Here is a 19,000-nt window from a genome sequence, read left to right as displayed (position 1 = left end):
CAGGGATGTCATCTAACAGAGAAGGCATGACTGGCAGAAGTATTTTTATTGAGGGTGGCGAGGTTGGAAACCTGATGCGATCGCTCGATTGGTCAAAGACTTCTTTAGGTGATGTAGCTAATTGGCCTCAGAGCTTACGGAGCGCGATTAGCATTTTGCTGCCTTCTAAAGCCCAGATTTGTCTGTTCTGGGGAACGGAATTAATCACGATTTATAATGATGCCTATAGCCCAGCTCTAGCCTCAAAGCATCCTTGGGCATTAGGTCGCCCAGCTAAGGAAGTATGGAGCGAAGTCTGGAATGTTTTAGAACCTTTGGTTAATGGAGTTATTGCAACAGGAGTTGCATTCTGGGCGCAAGATTATTTATTTTTTTTGAATCGAGATGGTTACATAGAGGAAACTTACTTCGATATCTCCTACGACCCCGTGCGAGACGAGAGCGGGAGCGTGGGGGGAGTATTTTGCATTGTCAGTGAAACAACAGGACGGGTGCTGGGCGATCGCCGCTTACAAACTCTGAGCTTACTTGCGAGCGAAACGGCTCAAGCAAAAACTGTAGAAGCAGCTTGCTTGAGTGCAATTCAATCTCTAGCAACAAATTTTTATGATATTCCATTTGCCATGCTGTATCAGGTGGAGGCAGACGGCAGTAATGCAAAGCTGGTTGGAACTACTACTGCAATCGAGCAAATAGAAGCAATACCATCGAGGGTGAACTTAACTCAGCAGAGTGATGCGTGGAAACTCAACCAAGTTTATCAGACCAGAGAAGCAGCAATCATTGATGATTTGACAACTCGGTTTGGGGCTTTGCCCAAAGGAGCTTGGGATAAACCTCCCTCGGAAGCTTGGGTTGTGCCGCTGATCCCATCTGGACAACAACAAATAGTTGGATTGCTGATATTAGGTATCAATCCACACCGCGCTTTCGGGCAGGAGTATCGAAAGTTCTTTGATTTGATAGTAGGTAATGTGACAAGTGCGATCGCCAATGCCCATGCTTATGAAGAAGAACGCAAACGCCTTGAGGCACTAGCAGAACTGGATCGAGCTAAAACGACCTTCTTCAATAATGTCAGCCATGAATTTCGCACTCCTCTAACGCTGATGCTGTCGCCGCTCAAAGAAACGTTAACCGAATTAGATGGAATTATTCCAGCTAAAGCAAAAGTGCAATTAGAGATGGTGCAGCGCAATGGAATACGACTGCTGAAGCTGGTGAATACTCTGTTAGATTTCTCGCGCATTGAAGCCGGACGCACTCAAGCCATCTATGAGCCAACTGATTTAGCTAAACACACCGCAGAACTAGCAAGCATTTTCCAATCTGCTGCTGAGTCTGCGGGATTAGAATTAATTGTAGATTGCCCTCATGTAGCAGAACTCGTTTACGTGGATCTGCAAATGTGGGAGAAGATTTTATTAAATTTGCTCTCGAATGCATTAAAGTTCACCTTTGAAGGAAAAATTATAGTTTCTTTGCACTTGCTTGGCAATATAGTTTCATTGGTGGTGTGTGACACGGGTACTGGTATTCCAGCACAAGAGGTTCCCCGGTTATTTGAGCGGTTTCATCGAGTTGAAGGTGCCAAAGGACGCACCTTTGAGGGAACGGGTATTGGGCTGTCGCTAGTCCAAGAATTAGTCCATCTACATGGTGGGACGATTACGGTTGACAGCACGATAGGTCAAGGAAGTACCTTTACTGTGCAATTGTCAACTGGAACGGCTCACTTACCGCAAGATCGCCTCAAGACTAACCAAAGCAGTGTTTATAGCGTCGTTGGTGCAACATCTTATGTTGAAGAAGCTTTAGGGTGGCTCCCGAAAGAAGCTGTTGAGCAAGATTTCTCTTCTGCCTCAGATAGCCCCTCTGCCTCTTCTGCCCGAATTCTCGTGGTGGATGATAACGCAGATATGCGCGATTATTTACAACGGATTCTGGGGGAGTACTACACAGTGGACATGGCTATTGACGGTGAAACTGCTCTAGCTGTTGCATCCAATACCCCGCCGGATCTGATCCTCAGCGATGTGATGATGCCAAGAATGGATGGCTTTGAGTTGTTACGGCAGTTAAGAGGTGATTCTAGAACACGTGAAATTCCAATATTGCTGTTGTCTGCCCGTGCTGGAGAAGAATCGGCAGTCGAAGGATTAGAAGCTGGAGCAGATGATTACTTGGTGAAGCCATTCAGCCGACGCGAATTGCTAGCGCGGGTTGCCGCCAATCTAGAATTGGGACGAGTCCGCCTTGCTGCTAGTCAGCAGCGCTTTCGCTTCCTGGCTGAATCCATTCCCCAAATTGTTTGGACGGCTGATGCCATCGGGCAGGTGGATTATTGTAGCCCCCGGTTGGTTGACTACACCGGATTGAGCCTTTTGCAAATCCACGGGTTCGGCTGGCAAGACCTGATCCATCCAGAGGATCGAGAACACACTATCTCCGTGTGGACTCAAGCAGTTGAGACGATCGCCGAATACGAGGTTGAACATCGCTTGAGACAGGCTGATGGAACCTATTGATCGAATTAAAGATGAGTTCCTGGCAGTACTATCCCATGAATTGCGATCGCCCCTTAACCCGATTTTGGGTTGGACGAGTTTGCTTCGCAAAGGCTCCTTAGACCAGAGCAAAATTGCTTATGCAGTACAAAGCATTGAGCGTAACGCTAAACTCCAGGTGCAATTAATTGAAGATTTGCTGGATATTTCTCGCATTTTACAGGGCAAACTGAGTTTGAATGTGATGCCCGTCGATCTGGGTGCAGTCATAAAAGCCGCCTTAGAAACTGTTCAATTAGCAGCAGTTGCCAAGTCAGTGCGAATTCAAACAACAATTTCATCCACGCCTGTGAGAATTAACGGAGATGCAGCGCGGTTGCAGCAGGTAGTGTGGAATCTGTTATCGAATGCAGTCAAGTTTACGCCTAATGATGGTGAGATTACAGTTGCTCTAACAATAGCTGGAACTGATGCCCAAATTAGTGTTAGCGACACTGGAAAAGGTATTAATCCTGACTTTATCCCCTACATCTTTGAACATTTCCGGCAAGAGGATGGGGCAACGACCCGTAAATTTGGCGGATTGGGATTGGGATTAGCGATCGCACGGCAAATTGTCGAACTGCACGGAGGCAGTATTCAAGCTGAGAGTTTAGGTATTGAACAAGGAGCAACTTTCACCGTGAAGTTGCCTTTGCCCAAGCATAATGATTACCAAATAAGCAATCAACCAATTTCCGATGGTCTAACGTCGTCTTTTACTTTGCCGTTGCTGAATGTGAAAATACTTGTCGTTGACGATGAATTCGACACCCGCGAGTTAGTTGTCTTTGTTTTTGAGCAGGCAGGGCCAATTGTTACCTCTGTAGCATCGGCGATCGCAGCATTGTCAGTTTTAGTCGAGTTCAAACCTGATGTGCTGGTCAGTGATATTGGAATGCCAGAAATGGATGGTTATATGCTAATACGTAAAATTCGGGCGATGTCACTCAATAAGCCAATTCCAGCGCTTGCACTCACTGCTTATGCTGGAGAGATTAACTCTAAGCAGGCAGTAGAAGCTGGATTTCAACGGCATATTTCTAAACCAATCGACCCAGAGGTACTTGTGCAAACTATTGTAGCTTTAATTTCTTGTACATAGTACTTGACAATTACCACATCTGCGATCGCCGTACTCCTTCCCCCGAATTTCTCACCACACCTCTGCTCCCCTGCACAAGTGCAGGGGAGCAGAGGAGCAGGGGAGAGTTCAAATACCAAGTTCTTTCCCCTCTGCCCCTCTGCCCCTCCGCCCCTCCGCCCCTCCGCCCCTCCGCCCCTCTGCTCCATCAAACGCCTGAAGCTTGTGAGAAATAAGGGTTTCCCTACGGGACGCTATTGCGAACAAAGAAGCAAGCGGGATCTGTCTTCGTATCCTTTGGATGTTGCTTTGGCTATTGCATAGAAATAAGGAAACAGAAACTTAAGTTGTGAGTCTTAGGAATCACCACCCTAAAAGTGCGGTGAGGATGTCAAAGCAGGTAATTACCTGAGAGTAGTTTGTATTACGATCGAATGGCACTAAGATAAGCCGAAAGTCTTGTTTCACCTCGTTCCCAGCCTGTAGGCTGGGAATGTATTTCGAGAGGCTCTGCCTCCGATCAAGCCTTTGGAGGTGGAGGCTTTCAGAATTAGTTCCTAGCCTGGAGGCTTGTTCCAGTCACGGCAAGGGCTGTGTCTTAACTTAGTGCCATTCCGCTTTCCCCTTTTTCCCTAGGCTAACTCGGTAAGCAGCAAAGCGATGGAAGAGCGTCTTTTCCTTTCCCCAAAAACATCGATCGCATCCTATTGCAGATGTTTCTTCAATTCAGCAGCAGCTTGAACAAACAGAGAGCGGACTTGTGGCAGTTCGGCTAAACCATTGAGCAGTCCAAAGTCATGAATCATGCCGTTGTACTGCACCGTTGTCACCTCCACCCCAGCTTCATCGAGCTTGCGTCCGTAGGCTGTGCCTTCGTCATGCAAAATATCGCTCTCTGCAACCACAATTAATGCTGGAGGCAAGCCTTGGAGTTGCTCAACCGTCGCTTGTAAGGGAGATGCGTAAATGTCTTTGCGCTTTTCTGGGTCAGGGATGTACAGGTCATACATCCACTTCATCGTAGGTACAGTTAGGTACCGTTTGTCGCCGAATTGATGATAAGAATTCGTTTCAAAATCCGCATCTACAATGGGCCACATCATGATGTGTAGCTTGATGTGTGGTCCTCCGTTTTCTTTCGCCTTCAAAGCAGTGACTGCTGTCATATTTCCACCGACACTGTTGCCGACCACTGCCAAATTCTTGCCATCCACCCCAATCTCCTCACCATGCTCGGCAACCCATTTGGTCGCAGCATAAATCTCATCGATCGCCTGTGGGTACTGAGCATCTGGCGTGCGCGTGTAGTTGACAAAGACCCCTGCAAATCCTGAAAGCACAACCAGATCGCGAACCATGCGCTTGTGTGTTGGATAATCACCTAACACCCAACCACCACCATGAATAAAGATGAAAACAGGTAATGTGCCTTTGACGCCTTCCGGTCGCACAATATTGAGCGTAATCGAATAACCGTCAGCGATAATTTTCTTCTCAGACTCTTCAATACCTGAAAGGTCTACTGCAACAGAAGCCTGTGCATCCGCGAGTACTTGACGTGCTTCGATTGCAGTGAGTGTCTCCAGTGGCACACCTCCTGAATTCAGCACTTTCAAAAATTCCTTCACCCCACTGGAAAGACGTGGATCGTCTGCAACTTCCAAAATTTTTGCTGCTGACGAGTTTATTTGAGCAACCATGACATTCTCCTTTGATAAGTAGTAAACAATCTGTTGAAATGACACTGTTAAGTAAATTGATTTAACAGTGATATTTGATTCAGCAGTGATTGTGGAATGGCAATCACTTTCTACTGACATTGTTTCCCAGCCGGAATTATTTGTTACTGGTGAAAAGGTTGTTGACCTAGTGGGTCGCTGCCTCGATCGGTTGTTTCCACACCGCAGCAGCATAGAGCGAGTTCTCAAAATCGGGGGCGATATCGCCTGTAATCCGTGCCTCATGATGCGCCCAGTCTTCAAAGAACAAGTCGTGACTGATGCACGATACTATTGCAGGTATGTCGCGGCGGATGCTAAATATGTCACCAATTGGTAAGCCAAAGCTGACGAAACCAGCAGGATTAAATACGTGAATGTCTTTCAGGTAAGGGGCAGTGCCGGGTACTTTTTCTAGGTATTCGCGGGCGTTACCGAAGTAAGGGTGCGTTCCCAAATAGTCGTCGCGCAGGTCTTCTGGTGGCTCGTAGCGATCGCGCCAGAGGGCAATGTGCTGGGAAAAGTCGGCTAATTCGGGACGCTTTGTTGGGTCAACGAAGTAACCAGTGCCAGCGATCGCAAAATCAAACTCGAAAACATCATCATTCACCTGGGTGACAATGCGATTGCCCATTTCCCGTGCCGATTTCACCTGTGCAGATAGGTGTATGTGAAAGTTCGGGAAGGCGATCGCTCGCTCAATCGCGTTCCGTGATGGCGTGGAGCCTGCTTGACGAAAGCGCCAAGCTTGGAACCATCGGGCTGCATCGGGTAGTTGGGGATAGTTGCAGTAAGCACCAGGGTATTCCCGTATCCGAAGTAGTGGTAGAGATGCGATCGCCGATCGCCGTGAAAACAGGTGTACTGCCTTCGCTCCCGATTCCAGCGCCACTCCTGCTGCATCGAAAGCTGAAGCCGCCGCACCCAGCACCGCCACAGTCTTACCGCGCAGTGCTTCAAAATCGATGGCATCGGCGGTATGTGCGTACAACGTGCGTGGTAAGTCAGCCAGTACTGGAGGTATGTATGGGCCACCAGTGCCAGCCACACCATTGGCGAAGATAATTTTGCGCGTAGTCTCTACCTGCGGGACATCGTTTACCTCAAGGTGTAGGCGGAAGAAACCTGTGGCTGGCTCAATCCGCACCAACTTTGTCCGGTAACGAACCTGGATACCGAGGAAGTGCCGATACCAACTGAGATACTCAGCCCATGTCACTCGCCCAATGCGATCGATCGCCGCGTAAGCTTCGGCACCGTGCCGCGCTTCATACCAGGCTTGAAAAGATAATTCTGGGATGCCTAGTTCTGGGCCAGGCACATTTTTCGGCGTGCGGAGCTTTTCCATCCGCGCTCGCGTCAGCCACACGCCTGCATGAGCCTCATCATCGGCTGCATCGATCGCCGTCACGCGACCGATCCCAGCACGCCGTAGCGCAAATGCAAAGGTACTACCACTGCCACTGCCACCTATTATAGTGACATTGCGATCGATGCCAGGGCGATCGGGCACCCAGTTTTCGGGATCGGGGCCGAGCAGGCGTAGTGCTTCGCGGGCAGTAAAATCGAAATTGCTCGTTGTCATATCGATCTCCTCATATATCGTTGCGATGGATGGAAGAATCGGAATAGCATCTTTTGGACTTCAAATCTGTGCCATACCGCCATCCACAAACAACTCAATGCCATTCACAAAGCTGCTGTCATCTGAAGCCAGAAAGACAACGGCTTTGGCAATCTCATCGGGTGTGCCGACTCGTCCCAGTGGGATGGTGCTGGCTTGGCTGTCCACGAATTCTTGCAACTGCTGGTCATTCAGTCCCAAATGATCGTAACCAGGAGTCGGAACCACACCAGGGCTAATGGCATTCACTCGAATCTTGCGTTCTCTGAGGTCGAGTATCCAATTCCGAGCAAACGATCTGACGGCGGCTTTGGTGGCGCTGTAAACACTGAAAGCTGGCGTACCTTTTATAGAAGTAATCGAAGCATTCAGGATAATAGAAGCGCCCTCTGGTAACAGTGGCAGTGCCTTTTGTACAGTAAACAGCAAACCTTTGACGTTTACGTTGAATGTTTTGTCAAAGTGTTCCTCAGTGATTGCTCCAAGTGGGGCAATTTGTCCACCGCCAGCATTAGCGAAGATGATATCGAGGTGTCCTTGTTCTTGCTTAATCGTGGCAAACAGACGATCGAGGTCTGCCAGATTAGAAACATCGCTCTGCACAGCCGTAACATTTTTACCAATGGCTTCTACAGCAGCATCCAGTTCGACTTGGCGACGACCTGTGATGTAGACATAGGAACCTTCAGCAACAAACTGTTTGGCTGTGGCAAGACCGATGCCACTGTTACCACCCGTGACAAGGGCGATTTTTCCTTCTAGTTTTTTCATAATGTTAATCTGATGGGGATTCTGGATTTGTGTGAACCATTGAAGTGTTATCGGTTCTGTTGCATCACAGCTTTGAGAACAGTAGATTTAACCCTTCATTCATTGTGGGAACCAGAGTTGGGGCAAGAACTCTGAAAATCATCTTGGTCGCGGATTTGCCGATCGCTCACTTCCTCAACAGCACCCAGCAATGCATAACCTGCTTTGTTTACAAGCACATCAATAATCATTGTTTACTTGTGCAATGACTCCTGCTTGAGAAAATGGCTTTATTGTCGCGATCGCGATTTTCCTGTTCAAAACACCAGATCAAGCGAGCAGACGCAACGATTCCTCCCAAAGGCGATCGGCGTTGTTCGGGTCGAGGGCGTAAGGGGCAACACCACTGTAGTCTTTGGTTCGCTGGGTAACGATCGTGGCTTCGTTGCAGTCCTCGAAGTAGCGACCACCAATGCCTTCCACCAAGGGGGAGGTTGCCAGCAGAATTGAAGTGGCAGCACCCTGCTCCGGTGTTTTTTGCAATTCTGCCGAGGTCTGGATACCACCAACGTGGCGTTGGAGATTGGTGGCGATCGCCCCAGGCATCAAAGCATTGGCAGTAATGCCATCCCTGAACCAGCGTCCAGTAGCAGCGACAGCGAAGAGTACGTTCGCTGTCTTGGACTGCCCGTATGCCAACCACGGATCGTAGGGACGGAACGCGAAGTGGATATCATCAAATACAATCGGCGAGAACATGTGGGCGCTAGAACTGACAGACACGATGCGCGCAGCACTGTCCGCCGCCAGAGCATCGTGGAGTCCGAGTGTTAGAGCGAAGTGTCCGAGGTGGTTGGTGGCAAACTGCATCTCCCAGCCTTCGGGTGTGTGCTGTTCAGGCAATGCCATTACCCCTGCGTTGTTGACGAGGATATGTAGTGGTTCATTCCACGCGGCAATGAATTTAGCGATCGCTCCTCGGTCGGTCAGGTCAAGTTCGGCGACGTGAATATTTTGATTCCCAGTGGTAGCAGTGATGTCAGCCGCCGTCTTTGCCCCAGCATCGACGTTACGCACAGCCAACGTAACTTCGGCTCCAGCGTGAGCCAACGCCCGCGCCGTTTCTACACCGATACCCGATGCTGCTCCCGTGACGATCGCCCGTTTGCCAGAGAGATCGATTCCCTGTGCTACCTCAGAGGCGGTAGAGTGCCGTCCAAATGGTGTGGTAATTCGTGCCATTGCGTGTTCCTTTATAGATGTTAGGAGCGATCGCTGACTTCTAGATAAGTTGAGTTGGCTGGATTTTCTACTTTGTGCTTAACGAGAAGAGTTTGTCGAGTGCAACTTGTTTTAATTAAATCTGCTGCTTTTTCACCGATCATAATGGTGGGTGCATTCGTATTTCCCGTGGTGATTGTTGGCATGATGGAAGCATCAACAACTCGCAATCCCTCAACTCCATGTACCCGCAACTCAGGATCGACCACTGCCATTGGGTCAATGCCCATTTTGCAAGTGCCAACCGGATGCCACACAGTGCTGCAAGTGTCCCGAATGTAAGCTTCGAGTGCTGCATCACTCTGCTTGTCAGCACCCGGAGCGATTTCCTTACCGCGAAACTCATCCAAAGCACTTGCACCGAACAAGTTACGGAGTAATTTAATCCCTGCCACTAACTTTTGCACATCAGTTTCACTTTGGAGAAAGTTCATTTGAATCATCGGTGTGTCTTTGGGATCGGGGGAACGCAAACTGACACTACCAATGTTTTGAGGATGAGTTAAACAGACGAAACTTGTAAATCCTAAACCAGAGTGGGCATAACCAGGCGGTGCCAACACAACTGGGCCGAAGAGAAACTGTAAATCTGGCGCGGCATCCAGATTACCCGGAGTATGCAAAAACAAGCCAGCTTCAGCGATACTACTGCTGCTTGCCGTGTGTAAATCCTGAGTTGCCTCGTGTGCCACGGACACAACAGGGTGGTCTTGGAGGTTTTGACCGACACCCGGCAAATCAACCACTACCGGAATTCCCAAAGTTTGCAGGTGTTCTGCATCACCAATACCGGAAAGCATCAGCAGCTTGGGCGAATCGAACGTGCCAGCGCTTAAAATCACTTCGGAGTTTACCCTAACCTGGTGCAGCATGTCCTCGTGCAGATATTCTACCCCAATAGTGCGGGTACCCTCAAACAACAAGCGAGTTACCAACGCTCCTGTGGTTACAGTCAAATTGGGACGCTGGAAAATGGGTAGCAGGAAGGCAGCGGCGGCGCTGTGGCGCTTACCATCCTCGATCGTCAACTGATAGAGTCCTGCTCCTGACTGCTGCGTTCCATTGGGATCGGGATTGTGGTCATATCCTAGTTCCACTGCTGCGTCTACAAAACGTTGGGATACCACAGCAGGCGCAATCAGATCGGTGACGCTCAACTCTCCATCGACCCCGTGAAATTCAGACGCGCCTCGTGAGAAGTTTTCTGATTTCTTGAAGTAGGGCAAGACATCAAGGTACGACCAACCGGGATTGCCCAATGACTGCCAGTGGTCATAATCGTGAGAATTACCCCGCAGATAAATCATGATATTAATCGAACTGCTGCCGCCCAGGACTTTGCCACGGGGACAAAAGATTTTGCGGTTATTCAGGTAGGGTTCTGATTGGGAGAAATATGCCCAGTCCACCTCAGAACCTAGTAGACTGAGACATTGCGCTGGGATGTGAATTTCTGGTTTTGTATCGGGATCACCCGCTTCAAGTAGTAACACAGTTGTGTCGCTGTCTTCTGTCAGACGGTTGGCAACCACACAACCAGCCGAACCTGCACCAATTACAATGTAGTCATAATTAGCCATAAAGTTCTCTTCCTCTGTTATCTACAATGGATAAATGGAGTCAAGAATGAACTGATTAAAGAGCGATCGCTGAAATACTGTTAGTTATTTGATTTACAACACCCGATCTGCTGAATTTAACTGCGTACCAATGGTGTATCCACCAAATGTTCTGCCAGAAACCAAACTTGCGTCTCATTGGTTCGCAGGACTTGGCTCATTAACAAGTCGTTAGTGCCGCTATCTTGATTTGCTGCTGTTTTATCGATGGCTACTCTCAATTCCCCAACGATCAATTCGTGGGCTTCTAGTAACCGCGACAACATCACAGGTACTTCCTCAACACCGTTGGGCGGACGCTTAATCTTAGTAACTTCTGCTACATGACGTGGGTCAGCGATCGCCACACCTCCCAGTGTTTGTACCCGTTCACCCAGTGCATCAATTAACTCAATTTGTTCGCTGGCGTGTTTGTCGAGTAACAGATGCAGTTGATAAAACGTATGTCCGCGCATCAACCAGTGATGTTTCTTGTAAAGGTGATAGAGAATAATCGTATCTGCCAAAATTTGATTGACTAAAACACAGCTTTCGCTGCGGGCGCTGGGGTTGAGAACAATTGGCAAATCACGAAGAGTACCATACTGCTGAATTTCATATCCATGTTGATGCAGTAAGGGTTGACTGCCATCGACTTCAGTGATACTTGTATTTTGAGTCGGCACGATCGCATCTCCTAGAGTCATAATTAGGTTTGTTCTATTTGTATGTACCGAGAAACTGCTTCTCTTAGGATTCGGATTACTTCACAGCAGTGCTGGCTGCTTCAATCACTTTGGTAACTTCTTTTGGATGAGAGATAAAAGGAACATGGCTGGAGTTAACTTCGGTTGTCTTAGCATTAATCCGTTTAGCCATAAATCGTTGAAGTTCAGGGTTGATGGCGCGATCGCTTTGAGTCACGATAAACCAAGAAGGAATCGTTTTCCAGGCGATTTCATTCACTGATTGCTCAAACGCGGCGCTGGCGATCGGCTTTTGGGTTGCTGCCATCACTCGCGCCTCAGCCTTTGATACGTCTTGGGCAAAAAATTCGTGAAACTTCCCGCGATCGACATAGAGAAAGTTTGCAGCATCAGACACAATTGCCGTACTAATCGGAGGTGCTGCGTACCTTTTATTCAAATCACTCGTCTTTTCACCGGCATCTGGTGCGAAAGCATTAACATAAACCAGAGCTTTCACCTGTGGATTGCCAGCTGCCGCACCCGTGATTACATTTCCACCATAGGAATGTCCAACTACTACAACAGAACCCTTCTGATTCTCAATCACCCGCTTCGTCGTTGCCACATCATCAGCAAGAGAAGTCAGCGGAATCTGCACAGCAGTCACTCTGTAGCCATCCTGCTCTAACAATGGAATAACGTGTTGCCATGATGTACCGTCAGCATAAGCCCCATGAACGAGAACGATCGCAGGTTTAGAGTTGGACGTTTGAGGTAATTCCTTGGAGGTGGCTGGTGTTGGATGCATTGATATTCCAACGACAACACTTAATGCAAATAACCACAGCAACAATTTTTGAACTTTTTTCCATGTAAAAACCATCATTGCGATCGCCTCTGTATTCTTGCTAAATTGCTGAAATCTCTAATTCTTGCCGTCCGTATAGAAGTTATGAAATACTTGTTGGGATAAGCATCAAAAACCTTAATCATTTGCAGCAACAATGGCTGCCATTATCTGCTCAACAGTCCAGCGATGCCTGCGGCGGGCTTCGTCTACGGGATAGCGAATTCCATTAATAAACAAAGCGGGTGCAGCCTCCACTCCACTTCGCAGTCCACCTTCAATATCCGCATTGATAAGATTGACATACGCTCCCCTGGATAAATCCTGCAAAAATTGAGAAATATCAAGTCCTAAACGATTGGCATACTCGACTAGATAGCCATTTCCCAATTCCTGTTGATGGATAAACAGCATCTCATGCATTTGCCAAAACTGCCCTTGAGCTGCTGCTGCTTCTGCGGCCTCCGCTGCCCGTTGAGCATGAGGATGAATCTGTTTCTGGGGAAAGTGACGGAAGATAAAACCTAAATTGTTTTCTCCAAACTCCAGCTTCAATTGCTGCCCGGCAACTTTAATCAATCGATAGACGTTGGCACTTTGAAAACATTCATAATCTCCATACATGACGAATACTACAGCAGCATTCAGTACACCTTGAATATGATCTTGGGTTGAAGGCAGAACGAATAAAGAACGATGATCGCGGTTGTAAGTCATGTTTCGGTTTGTATTAAGCAAACTTAAGCCTTACAACCCAACTGCGCTAACATTGCTATGGATTCAATATAGACAATTGACCCTCTCTTGTCGTCCACTCTGGGTTGACATTTTTATACAATCTAGTGATGGATGAACCCGTCCAGCTTATAGTGGAAGGTTGTCTCCAACTAAAGTTTGAGTCTAAAGCCAATCGAAAGGGGAAAAAGTAAAAATTCCCTTCCCTTCCCTCCTTTTTCGTCACTTACAAACTGACTGGACTTTGGACTAAAAGGCTAGAGAAAAGCAGTCAGCAGTAACACTGACTGCCGTAAAGTCAATGAAAGTAATCGATAAATCATTGACGTGATGATCCTGACACAACTAGAAAAATTTCGCCAAGCTATCTACGATAGTTTGGGGAAGGCCAAAGATGCAGTATTTGAATTGATGGATGCAGTATTGACAAGTCCGAGCATCCCATCATTTGTAAGCTTGTCACAAAGCCCGGTATTTCGGCGGCAATGGTCGAGCATTTATGCAGTACTACATGATAGTCGTCTACCGAAAATGTTGCTGATGAAGCTACTGGTACAAGAGGTAGCGACAGATGAACAACCATTTATAGCAGGAGATCATAGCTTTTGGGCACGACCAGAAGCGAAGACACTAAAAGAAAGAACTTTTTATGGGGATAGAGGGGGGAGCATAGGCATCGGACAAAGTTACAGTACATTAGCCTGGATACCACAGGCGTTGAACCCTCGTAAATTGGCTAAGGTATTGAACTTTAGTATGAATTTAGATTCCAACCTTAGTTGGAGCCAACTTTACATTGATATATGGACTGATTCATCAATCATTGTATTGTACAAAAATTTCAACTTTGAGTGGACGACAAGTTAGAGTTAATTACATATATTTAATTCAGGCAAATATTAAAAGCGATTTAGTTGCAATATTTCAGTTTACTTGACACAAAGAGAGTAAGAAGAGGGTTGTATGCTCAACGCTGATGCTGAACATACAGTATCAGTGAGCTTTGACCGTGACCTGATATTTCCCAATTCTTGCCTGATATATCTAAAAAAGTGTACATTGCTCGCATCAATGTTCGTGTTTTGGTAACAGCACGATCGGCTTTACGTCATCGTCAGATCAATTGTGTTATTGATTCTTATTCATGGTCTTCTGGCAACAGAATAATTTCTCAGTATTTCAAACAGTTTAGATCATCTACTAATTGAGGTCAGTAATCTCAATCAATATTTCGTTGAGGATAGCTTTATGACACGTATGCCATTACTAGTTGAAGATGATTTTGAGTATTCCAAAGTTTCAACTCAGAGTAACTTTTTTGGAAAGTCTCCTATTAATCATGCACTCACTGCTGTCGCCCAAGAGGTCGCTAGATTGCTTCAACACGCAAATCCTGTTCAAGCTGATGGCAGCAACCACGCTGAAACAATTGCAATTCGAGCCATAGAACTGGAATAAAGCCAAATTCTTACTATTGAACCGTTGACTGAGCGCGAGTTAGAGGTATTGCAACTGATTGTTGACGGGCACAGCAATGATGGAATCGCCCAAAATTTGTGCATCAGTACGGGTACGGTGAAAACTCATGTTCGCAATATTTTGAAGAAGCTCTGTGCCAGAGGCTACGCCAACGCACTCAGGCAGTAATCCGGGCGCTTCAATTAGGTCTTGTTCACTAAAAAATGCTGTTTAATTCTCACTTATAAAGAGTCAAATCTATGTCAGATAAACACGAAACTGTGAAAGTTTTTCCATCCCATATTGAAGCAGAAACCGCCGTATTAGAACTGCAAAAAGCGGGCTTCGATATGCAAAAGATTTCGATCATTGGCAAGGACTATCAAACCACTGAGCATATCCGTGGCTTTCTTACCTGGAAAGATACGGCTAAAGCTGGAGCCGGAGAAGCAGGTTATTGGGGCAGCTTTTTTGGTGGACTATTTGGCATTCTCACAGGGGTTGGTTTGCTGTTTATTCCAGGAGTCGGCCCTGTAATTGTAGCTGGACACGTTGCCGGAGTGCTGGCAGGTTGGCTTGAAGGTATGGTTGTGGGGGGTGTAGGAGCTGCTGTTGCAGGGGGGCTGGCAGGTGCCCTTGTAGGATTGGGTATTCCCAAAGAGCAAGCCCTGAAGTACGAAACAGAAATCAAAGCTGGCAAGTTTATGGTGATTGTTTCAGGAACAGATGAGGAAATCTATCGATCGCAACAGATTCTAACTAGGGTAAATCCTAAAGCTGCTCAAGAAGTTGTTGTTTAAATTAACAGCAGCCACACCTTGTAATGTCATATTTTATCAGGAAAGGCAGAGGGCAGGAGGCAGAAGGCAGAAGGGAATTCTGATTCCTGCCCTCTGCTACGACCGCAGGGAGTAAGGGTTTAAGACCCCCACAAAACAAGAAAATTTGGTGGCCTCAATTAAGTACGGTGTTGAATCCCCTACAAAACATTGAACCTTCTGCCTTCTGCCCTCTGCCTCCTGCCTTATTCAATTCTGGCCTCATCTCTTAATTATGCCGCCCCTAAAGCTCTGATCGTTCCAGAGTTCTGAAACCCCACGAAAGCTTCAAGGTTTAGCTCAACTTAGCGATACTGCTTTACTAAAATGAATTCTTCTCGCCCTACAGTGATTGTCGGAGCAGGCTTCGCAGGTCTTTTTACAGCCTTGCATCTGCGTCATCAACAAGACTTGCGCTCGATCGTTTTGATCGATCCACAAGAACGGTTTGTCTTCAAGCCAATGTTGTATGAACTATTGACAGGTGAATTGTCAGAAGATGCCATTTGCCCGACTTATAAAGAATTGCTGCAAGGCAGTGATATCAACTTTGTACAGGGCAAAGTAGTGGCGATCGACCTGCAAGAAAAACGTCTTAAGTTAGCTTCTGGCTCAGATTATATCTACGATCGTCTGGTCTTAGCTGTTGGCAGTATTCAGGGTTATTTAGGAACAGAGGGGGCACAAAAAAACGCATTCGCATTTCGGACACAAGAGAATGCGATCGCTCTGGAACGCCAGTTACGAGAATGTTTGCAACGTGCTAGCCAAACGGATGACGAAACACAACGGCGATCGCTCCTCACGTTTGCTGTCGTTGGGGCAGGCCCGACAGGGGTAGAAATGGCAGCAACCCTGGCAGATTTGTTACCCGACTGGTACGCCCAACTCGGCGGCGATATTCGTCAGATTCGCATTGTCTTAATCAATCATGGCAAGACGATTCTCGCAGGCGATGTCAACGCAAGTTTGCAGTCAGAGGCTCTCCACGCTTTCAGAACTCGAAAAGCACCTGTTGAGTTGATATTAGGCGTAGGGGTAAAAGCGGTTGCTCAAGACCACCTGGAGTATCAACTTGCCAACAGCACTGAGATAAAAACGCTGTTGACTCAAACCACCATCTGGACAGCCGGGACTGCCGTGAACCCACTCATCCAAAATCTCAAGTCCCAAATTCCCGCAGATCGCCTGGATAAGCATGGGCTACCGCTTGTCACCTCAACTCTGCAACTGCTGGATTTTCCAGAAGTGTTTGCCGCAGGCGATTGCGCGGACGTGCAGCCACAACCCTTACCGGCTCTAGCACAGGTGGCATATCAGCAAGGTGCGAGTATTGCCCACAATTTGATTGCCCTTGCTAAAGGAGCATCCCCTAGCCCAGCCCATGTGAATCTTCGGGGTACGCTAATGAAATTGGGTTTAGGAAATGGGGTAGCAAACTTGTTTCACAAAGTGCAGATAACTGGCAAACCTGGCGATCTAATTCGCAGTGCAACGTATTTGGAAATGCTGCCCACCCCACTGCATGACTTTAAGGCAACCACAGAATGGCTGAAGGAAGAAACTTTCCATCGCTATCATAGACCCAAGATGAAGCCAGAAACCACCGCAAAACAGCCTCTTTCTTCGGTTGAACAATGAGAGCGATCGCTCATCCATCTGTGTATGCCACTGGATTAGAGTGGACAACCTCCTCACCACCGCCAAGCAAAAACTTTTTACCACATTCCATGCAAAGCCGTCCTTTATGACGGCGTTTCTACCCATTTTTCTGATGAAGACACGAACAACAAAACGATTGATTGGTGGAATCTTAACGATCGGCATGATCGGACTGCTACACTCGCAGCCTCTCTTCGCGCTTACAGTCAGCCAAGCTCAACCAAATTCCTCTCAAGACTATGTACTTCCCTACCGGGGCAGTTGGACGGGAACCTTCCGTACTGTAGGTTCTCAGGGGCAGATACTTGTATTTATCGATCCTGCCGGCAAACTGTACGGAAGTTTGAAGTCTAATGATGGTGAGAACTTTGCTCAAATTAGCGGTTATCATCGCGGAAGTAAGTTTCATCTGGTTTTCACCCCTCCACCCAGCAGCCTTAACCAGTTTGGCACCGCTACTCCTTACACCGTTGATGCAACCGCAAAGTGGGAGCAAGGGGTGAGTCGATTTGTCATCTCAGCCCCAACTAGAACGGGTCACTCACAATTATATACATTTGAGAAATCAATCGATAATCGATAAAACAATACATCGAACGGAGTTGCGATCTTCCTCTGGCGAGGCTTAAGCCCATCGCTTCCCTTTTGCACAGGTGATTTGAGCAGGAAGGATCAAATATTGCTGTTCTGTTAATGAACCAGAATCTTATCTCTAATCAGAACCGACTCTATGCAAACGAGAATTACATTGGAGAAAAATTATGCAGATGGGAGTGATTGGTCTGGGACGTATGGGTGCGAACATTGTTCGGCGACTGCTGCAAAACAACCATGAATGTGTGGTGTTCAATCGCACACCTGACAAAGTGAAACTGCTTGCATCAGAAGGGGCGATCGGCACTTACAGCTTGGATGATTTCGTTCAGAAGCTCGATAAACCTCGTGCGATTTGGTTGATGGTGCCAGCCGGAGAACCAACCGAGCAGATGGTGAAGGAACTGGCTGCAAAACTGGATTCCGGCGATATCTTAATTGATGGGGGCAACTCTTACTACATTGACGATATTCGACGGGCAAACGATCTGATGCAAAAGGGCATTCACTACCTAGATGTGGGAACCAGTGGCGGAGTGTGGGGTTTGGAGCGGGGTTATTGCATGATGATTGGTGGAACTGAGATGGCGGTTCAGTATCTCGATCCCATTTTTAAATCATTAGCTCCCGGACGGGGTGATATTCCGCGTACTGCTGGACGGGAAAAGGTGGGCGGTACGGCTGAAGAAGGCTATTTGCATTGCGGATCGAATGGGGCGGGGCATTTTGTCAAGATGGTGCATAATGGCATCGAATATGGCTTAATGGCAGCCTACGCAGAAGGATTGAATATCTTGCATCACGCCAATGTGGGTAAGCAGAACCGTGTGGCTAATGCTGAAACGACCCCCCTCCGCAATCCTGAACACTATCAGTATGACTTTAATTTACCTGAAGTTGCCGAAGTTTGGCGACGGGGCAGTGTAATTGCCTCCTGGTTACTGGATCTAACTGCGATCGCCCTCCTGGAACAACTAGACGTATCAGGCTTTGGGGGGCGCGTGTCTGATTCAGGCGAAGGACGCTGGACGATCGCAGCCGCCATTGACGAAGGCACTCCTGTCCCTGTACTCAGCGCAGCCTTGTATCAACGGTTTAGCTCACGCGGCGAAAATGATTTTGCGGATAAGCTGTTGTCTGCCATGCGTTTCCAGTTTGGCGGACACGTAGAACAACAGGCAAAGATAAAATCATGACGATCGCCACTGCACCTCAGTCTCAAGTTGAAAGCTCGGTTCATCCAGCTGAACCTTTTGCGACATCATCGCGCAACTCGGTTCGGCTGGAATGGTTAAGGAAGAAGACGAACAATGGCAGCGCGTCATTATTGAAAAACCATTTGGACGCGATCTAAATTCTGCTCGCACCCTAAATGAAAATATCAGTGGCGTACTGAAGGAAAGCCAAATTTACCGTATCGATAACTACCTGGGTAAAGAAACTGTCTAGAATATTATGGTGTTTCGCTTTGGGAATGGACTGTTTGAGCATATCTGGAATCGTAAGCTGTTGCGCCTACAATTTGCATATAATAAAGATGAATATAACTTCGGGTACAGGTTGTTATGCCGGCTATTGGCTTTCTAAGTTTAGAAC

The 19,000-nt window shown here is 47.4% G+C and carries 17 protein-coding genes and 2 pseudogenes; 10 read left to right on the top strand and 9 right to left on the bottom strand.

Translation table 11 applies throughout. From position 1 onward, the window contains the following. Positions 1 to 5: 5 nt before the first annotated feature. Positions 6 to 3,651, top strand: a pseudogene (locus V7K84_RS26865) (ATP-binding protein). A gap of 683 nt (positions 3,652 to 4,334) precedes the next feature. Here V7K84_RS26865 and V7K84_RS26860 read toward each other — a convergent pair. The 5 genes from V7K84_RS26860 to V7K84_RS26840 form a co-directional block, all read right to left on the bottom strand. Then, positions 4,335 to 5,543: an alpha/beta hydrolase gene (locus V7K84_RS26860; RefSeq protein ID WP_334842635.1), complete on the bottom strand. Its 1,209-nt coding sequence runs from the start codon at positions 5,541 to 5,543 to the stop codon at positions 4,335 to 4,337. Further along, entirely contained in the window at positions 5,497 to 6,933 is a 1,437-nt protein-coding gene (locus V7K84_RS26855) for an NAD(P)/FAD-dependent oxidoreductase (RefSeq protein WP_334842632.1), read from the bottom strand. Before V7K84_RS26855 ends, V7K84_RS26860 begins: the two co-directional genes overlap by 47 nt. Before the next feature lie 60 nt (positions 6,934 to 6,993). After that, the gene (locus tag V7K84_RS26850; RefSeq protein WP_334842630.1) at positions 6,994 to 7,743 is read right to left on the bottom strand and encodes an SDR family oxidoreductase; all 750 of its coding nucleotides are present in this window, start codon (positions 7,741 to 7,743) and stop codon (positions 6,994 to 6,996) included. A gap of 95 nt (positions 7,744 to 7,838) precedes the next feature. Next, the gene (locus V7K84_RS26845; protein WP_334842628.1) at positions 7,839 to 7,973 is read right to left on the bottom strand and encodes a hypothetical protein; all 135 of its coding nucleotides are present in this window, start codon (positions 7,971 to 7,973) and stop codon (positions 7,839 to 7,841) included. Between the two features lie 79 nt (positions 7,974 to 8,052). Further along, positions 8,053 to 8,832, bottom strand: coding sequence for an SDR family NAD(P)-dependent oxidoreductase (locus tag V7K84_RS26840; RefSeq protein WP_334842835.1), 780 nt, complete (start codon positions 8,830 to 8,832; stop codon positions 8,053 to 8,055). 40 nt (positions 8,833 to 8,872) lie between these two features. Between V7K84_RS26840 and V7K84_RS26835 the strand changes: the two genes are divergently transcribed. Further along, positions 8,873 to 9,001 (top strand): hypothetical protein, encoded by a 129-nt coding sequence (locus V7K84_RS26835; RefSeq protein WP_334842850.1) that lies wholly within the window; start codon positions 8,873 to 8,875, stop codon positions 8,999 to 9,001. Here the strand turns inward: V7K84_RS26835 and V7K84_RS26830 are convergent. The 4 genes from V7K84_RS26830 to V7K84_RS26815 all read right to left on the bottom strand — a co-directional run bounded on the left by V7K84_RS26830 (position 8,985) and on the right by V7K84_RS26815 (position 12,854). Continuing rightward, positions 8,985 to 10,583 (bottom strand): GMC family oxidoreductase, encoded by a 1,599-nt coding sequence (locus V7K84_RS26830; protein ID WP_334842625.1) that lies wholly within the window; start codon positions 10,581 to 10,583, stop codon positions 8,985 to 8,987. The two genes, V7K84_RS26835 and V7K84_RS26830, sit on opposite strands and share 17 nt — an antisense overlap. A 116-nt stretch (positions 10,584 to 10,699) precedes the next feature. Further along, positions 10,700 to 11,308: a Dps family protein gene (locus V7K84_RS26825; RefSeq protein ID WP_334842624.1), complete on the bottom strand. Its 609-nt coding sequence runs from the start codon at positions 11,306 to 11,308 to the stop codon at positions 10,700 to 10,702. 55 nt (positions 11,309 to 11,363) lie between these two features. Further along, positions 11,364 to 12,176 (bottom strand): alpha/beta fold hydrolase, encoded by an 813-nt coding sequence (locus V7K84_RS26820; RefSeq protein ID WP_334842623.1) that lies wholly within the window; start codon positions 12,174 to 12,176, stop codon positions 11,364 to 11,366. Between the two features lie 99 nt (positions 12,177 to 12,275). Beyond that, entirely contained in the window at positions 12,276 to 12,854 is a 579-nt protein-coding gene (locus tag V7K84_RS26815; protein ID WP_334842833.1) for a DsbA family protein, read from the bottom strand. A 348-nt stretch (positions 12,855 to 13,202) separates the two neighbouring features. On the opposite strand from V7K84_RS26815, the pseudogene V7K84_RS26810 reads away from it, so the two are divergent. The 8 genes and pseudogenes from V7K84_RS26810 to V7K84_RS26775 all read left to right on the top strand — a co-directional run. Beyond that, positions 13,203 to 13,589, top strand: a pseudogene (locus tag V7K84_RS26810) (NF041680 family putative transposase); the annotation flags it as partial. Positions 13,590 to 14,120: 531 nt separating this feature from the next. Beyond that, complete coding sequence (locus V7K84_RS26805) at positions 14,121 to 14,330, top strand: hypothetical protein (protein WP_334842622.1); 210 nt, start codon at positions 14,121 to 14,123, stop codon at positions 14,328 to 14,330. Positions 14,331 to 14,354: 24 nt separating this feature from the next. Then, positions 14,355 to 14,519 (top strand): helix-turn-helix domain-containing protein, encoded by a 165-nt coding sequence (locus V7K84_RS26800; protein ID WP_334842619.1) that lies wholly within the window; start codon positions 14,355 to 14,357, stop codon positions 14,517 to 14,519. Between the two features lie 71 nt (positions 14,520 to 14,590). Further along, positions 14,591 to 15,130 carry a general stress protein gene (locus V7K84_RS26795; protein WP_334842618.1) on the top strand — a complete coding sequence of 180 codons (540 nt, stop codon included), beginning with the start codon at positions 14,591 to 14,593 and terminating at the stop codon, positions 15,128 to 15,130. A gap of 345 nt (positions 15,131 to 15,475) precedes the next feature. Next, entirely contained in the window at positions 15,476 to 16,789 is a 1,314-nt protein-coding gene (locus tag V7K84_RS26790) for an NAD(P)/FAD-dependent oxidoreductase (RefSeq protein ID WP_334842616.1), read from the top strand. Positions 16,790 to 16,922: 133 nt separating this feature from the next. After that, entirely contained in the window at positions 16,923 to 17,393 is a 471-nt protein-coding gene (locus tag V7K84_RS26785) for a hypothetical protein (RefSeq protein WP_334842614.1), read from the top strand. A gap of 178 nt (positions 17,394 to 17,571) precedes the next feature. Further along, positions 17,572 to 18,600: a phosphogluconate dehydrogenase (NAD(+)-dependent, decarboxylating) gene (gnd, locus tag V7K84_RS26780; protein WP_334842613.1), complete on the top strand. Its 1,029-nt coding sequence runs from the start codon at positions 17,572 to 17,574 to the stop codon at positions 18,598 to 18,600. Between the two features lie 64 nt (positions 18,601 to 18,664). Further along, complete coding sequence (locus V7K84_RS26775; protein WP_334842830.1) at positions 18,665 to 18,853, top strand: hypothetical protein; 189 nt, start codon at positions 18,665 to 18,667, stop codon at positions 18,851 to 18,853. The last annotated feature ends 147 nt before the right edge of the window (positions 18,854 to 19,000 follow it).

This window comes from Nostoc sp. (assembly GCF_036917315.1).
Taxonomy (GTDB): Bacteria; Cyanobacteriota; Cyanobacteriia; order Cyanobacteriales; family Nostocaceae; genus Nostoc.
Note: the sequence above shows the minus strand (reverse complement) of the source record. Positions and strands in the feature narration are given on the sequence as shown.

Bases quoted from the DNA above. Each gene is read 5' to 3' on its own strand.
- V7K84_RS26860 (WP_334842635.1), bottom strand. From the start codon at position 5,543: ATGCTGCTGCGGTGTGGAAACAACCGATCGAGGCAGCGACCCACTAGG.
- V7K84_RS26855 (WP_334842632.1), bottom strand. From the start codon at position 6,933: ATGACAACGAGCAATTTCGATTTTACTGCCCGCGAAGCACTACGCCTG.
- V7K84_RS26850 (WP_334842630.1), bottom strand. From the start codon at position 7,743: ATGAAAAAACTAGAAGGAAAAATCGCCCTTGTCACGGGTGGTAACAGT.
- V7K84_RS26845 (WP_334842628.1), bottom strand. From the start codon at position 7,973: ATGATTATTGATGTGCTTGTAAACAAAGCAGGTTATGCATTGCTGGGT.
- V7K84_RS26830 (WP_334842625.1), bottom strand. From the start codon at position 10,583: ATGGCTAATTATGACTACATTGTAATTGGTGCAGGTTCGGCTGGTTGT.
- V7K84_RS26825 (WP_334842624.1), bottom strand. From the start codon at position 11,308: ATGACTCTAGGAGATGCGATCGTGCCGACTCAAAATACAAGTATCACT.
- V7K84_RS26820 (WP_334842623.1), bottom strand. From the start codon at position 12,176: ATGATGGTTTTTACATGGAAAAAAGTTCAAAAATTGTTGCTGTGGTTA.
- V7K84_RS26815 (WP_334842833.1), bottom strand. From the start codon at position 12,854: ATGACTTACAACCGCGATCATCGTTCTTTATTCGTTCTGCCTTCAACC.
- V7K84_RS26805 (WP_334842622.1), top strand. From the start codon at position 14,121: ATGACACGTATGCCATTACTAGTTGAAGATGATTTTGAGTATTCCAAA.
- V7K84_RS26795 (WP_334842618.1), top strand. From the start codon at position 14,591: ATGTCAGATAAACACGAAACTGTGAAAGTTTTTCCATCCCATATTGAA.
- V7K84_RS26790 (WP_334842616.1), top strand. From the start codon at position 15,476: ATGAATTCTTCTCGCCCTACAGTGATTGTCGGAGCAGGCTTCGCAGGT.
- V7K84_RS26785 (WP_334842614.1), top strand. From the start codon at position 16,923: ATGAAGACACGAACAACAAAACGATTGATTGGTGGAATCTTAACGATC.
- gnd (WP_334842613.1), top strand. From the start codon at position 17,572: ATGCAGATGGGAGTGATTGGTCTGGGACGTATGGGTGCGAACATTGTT.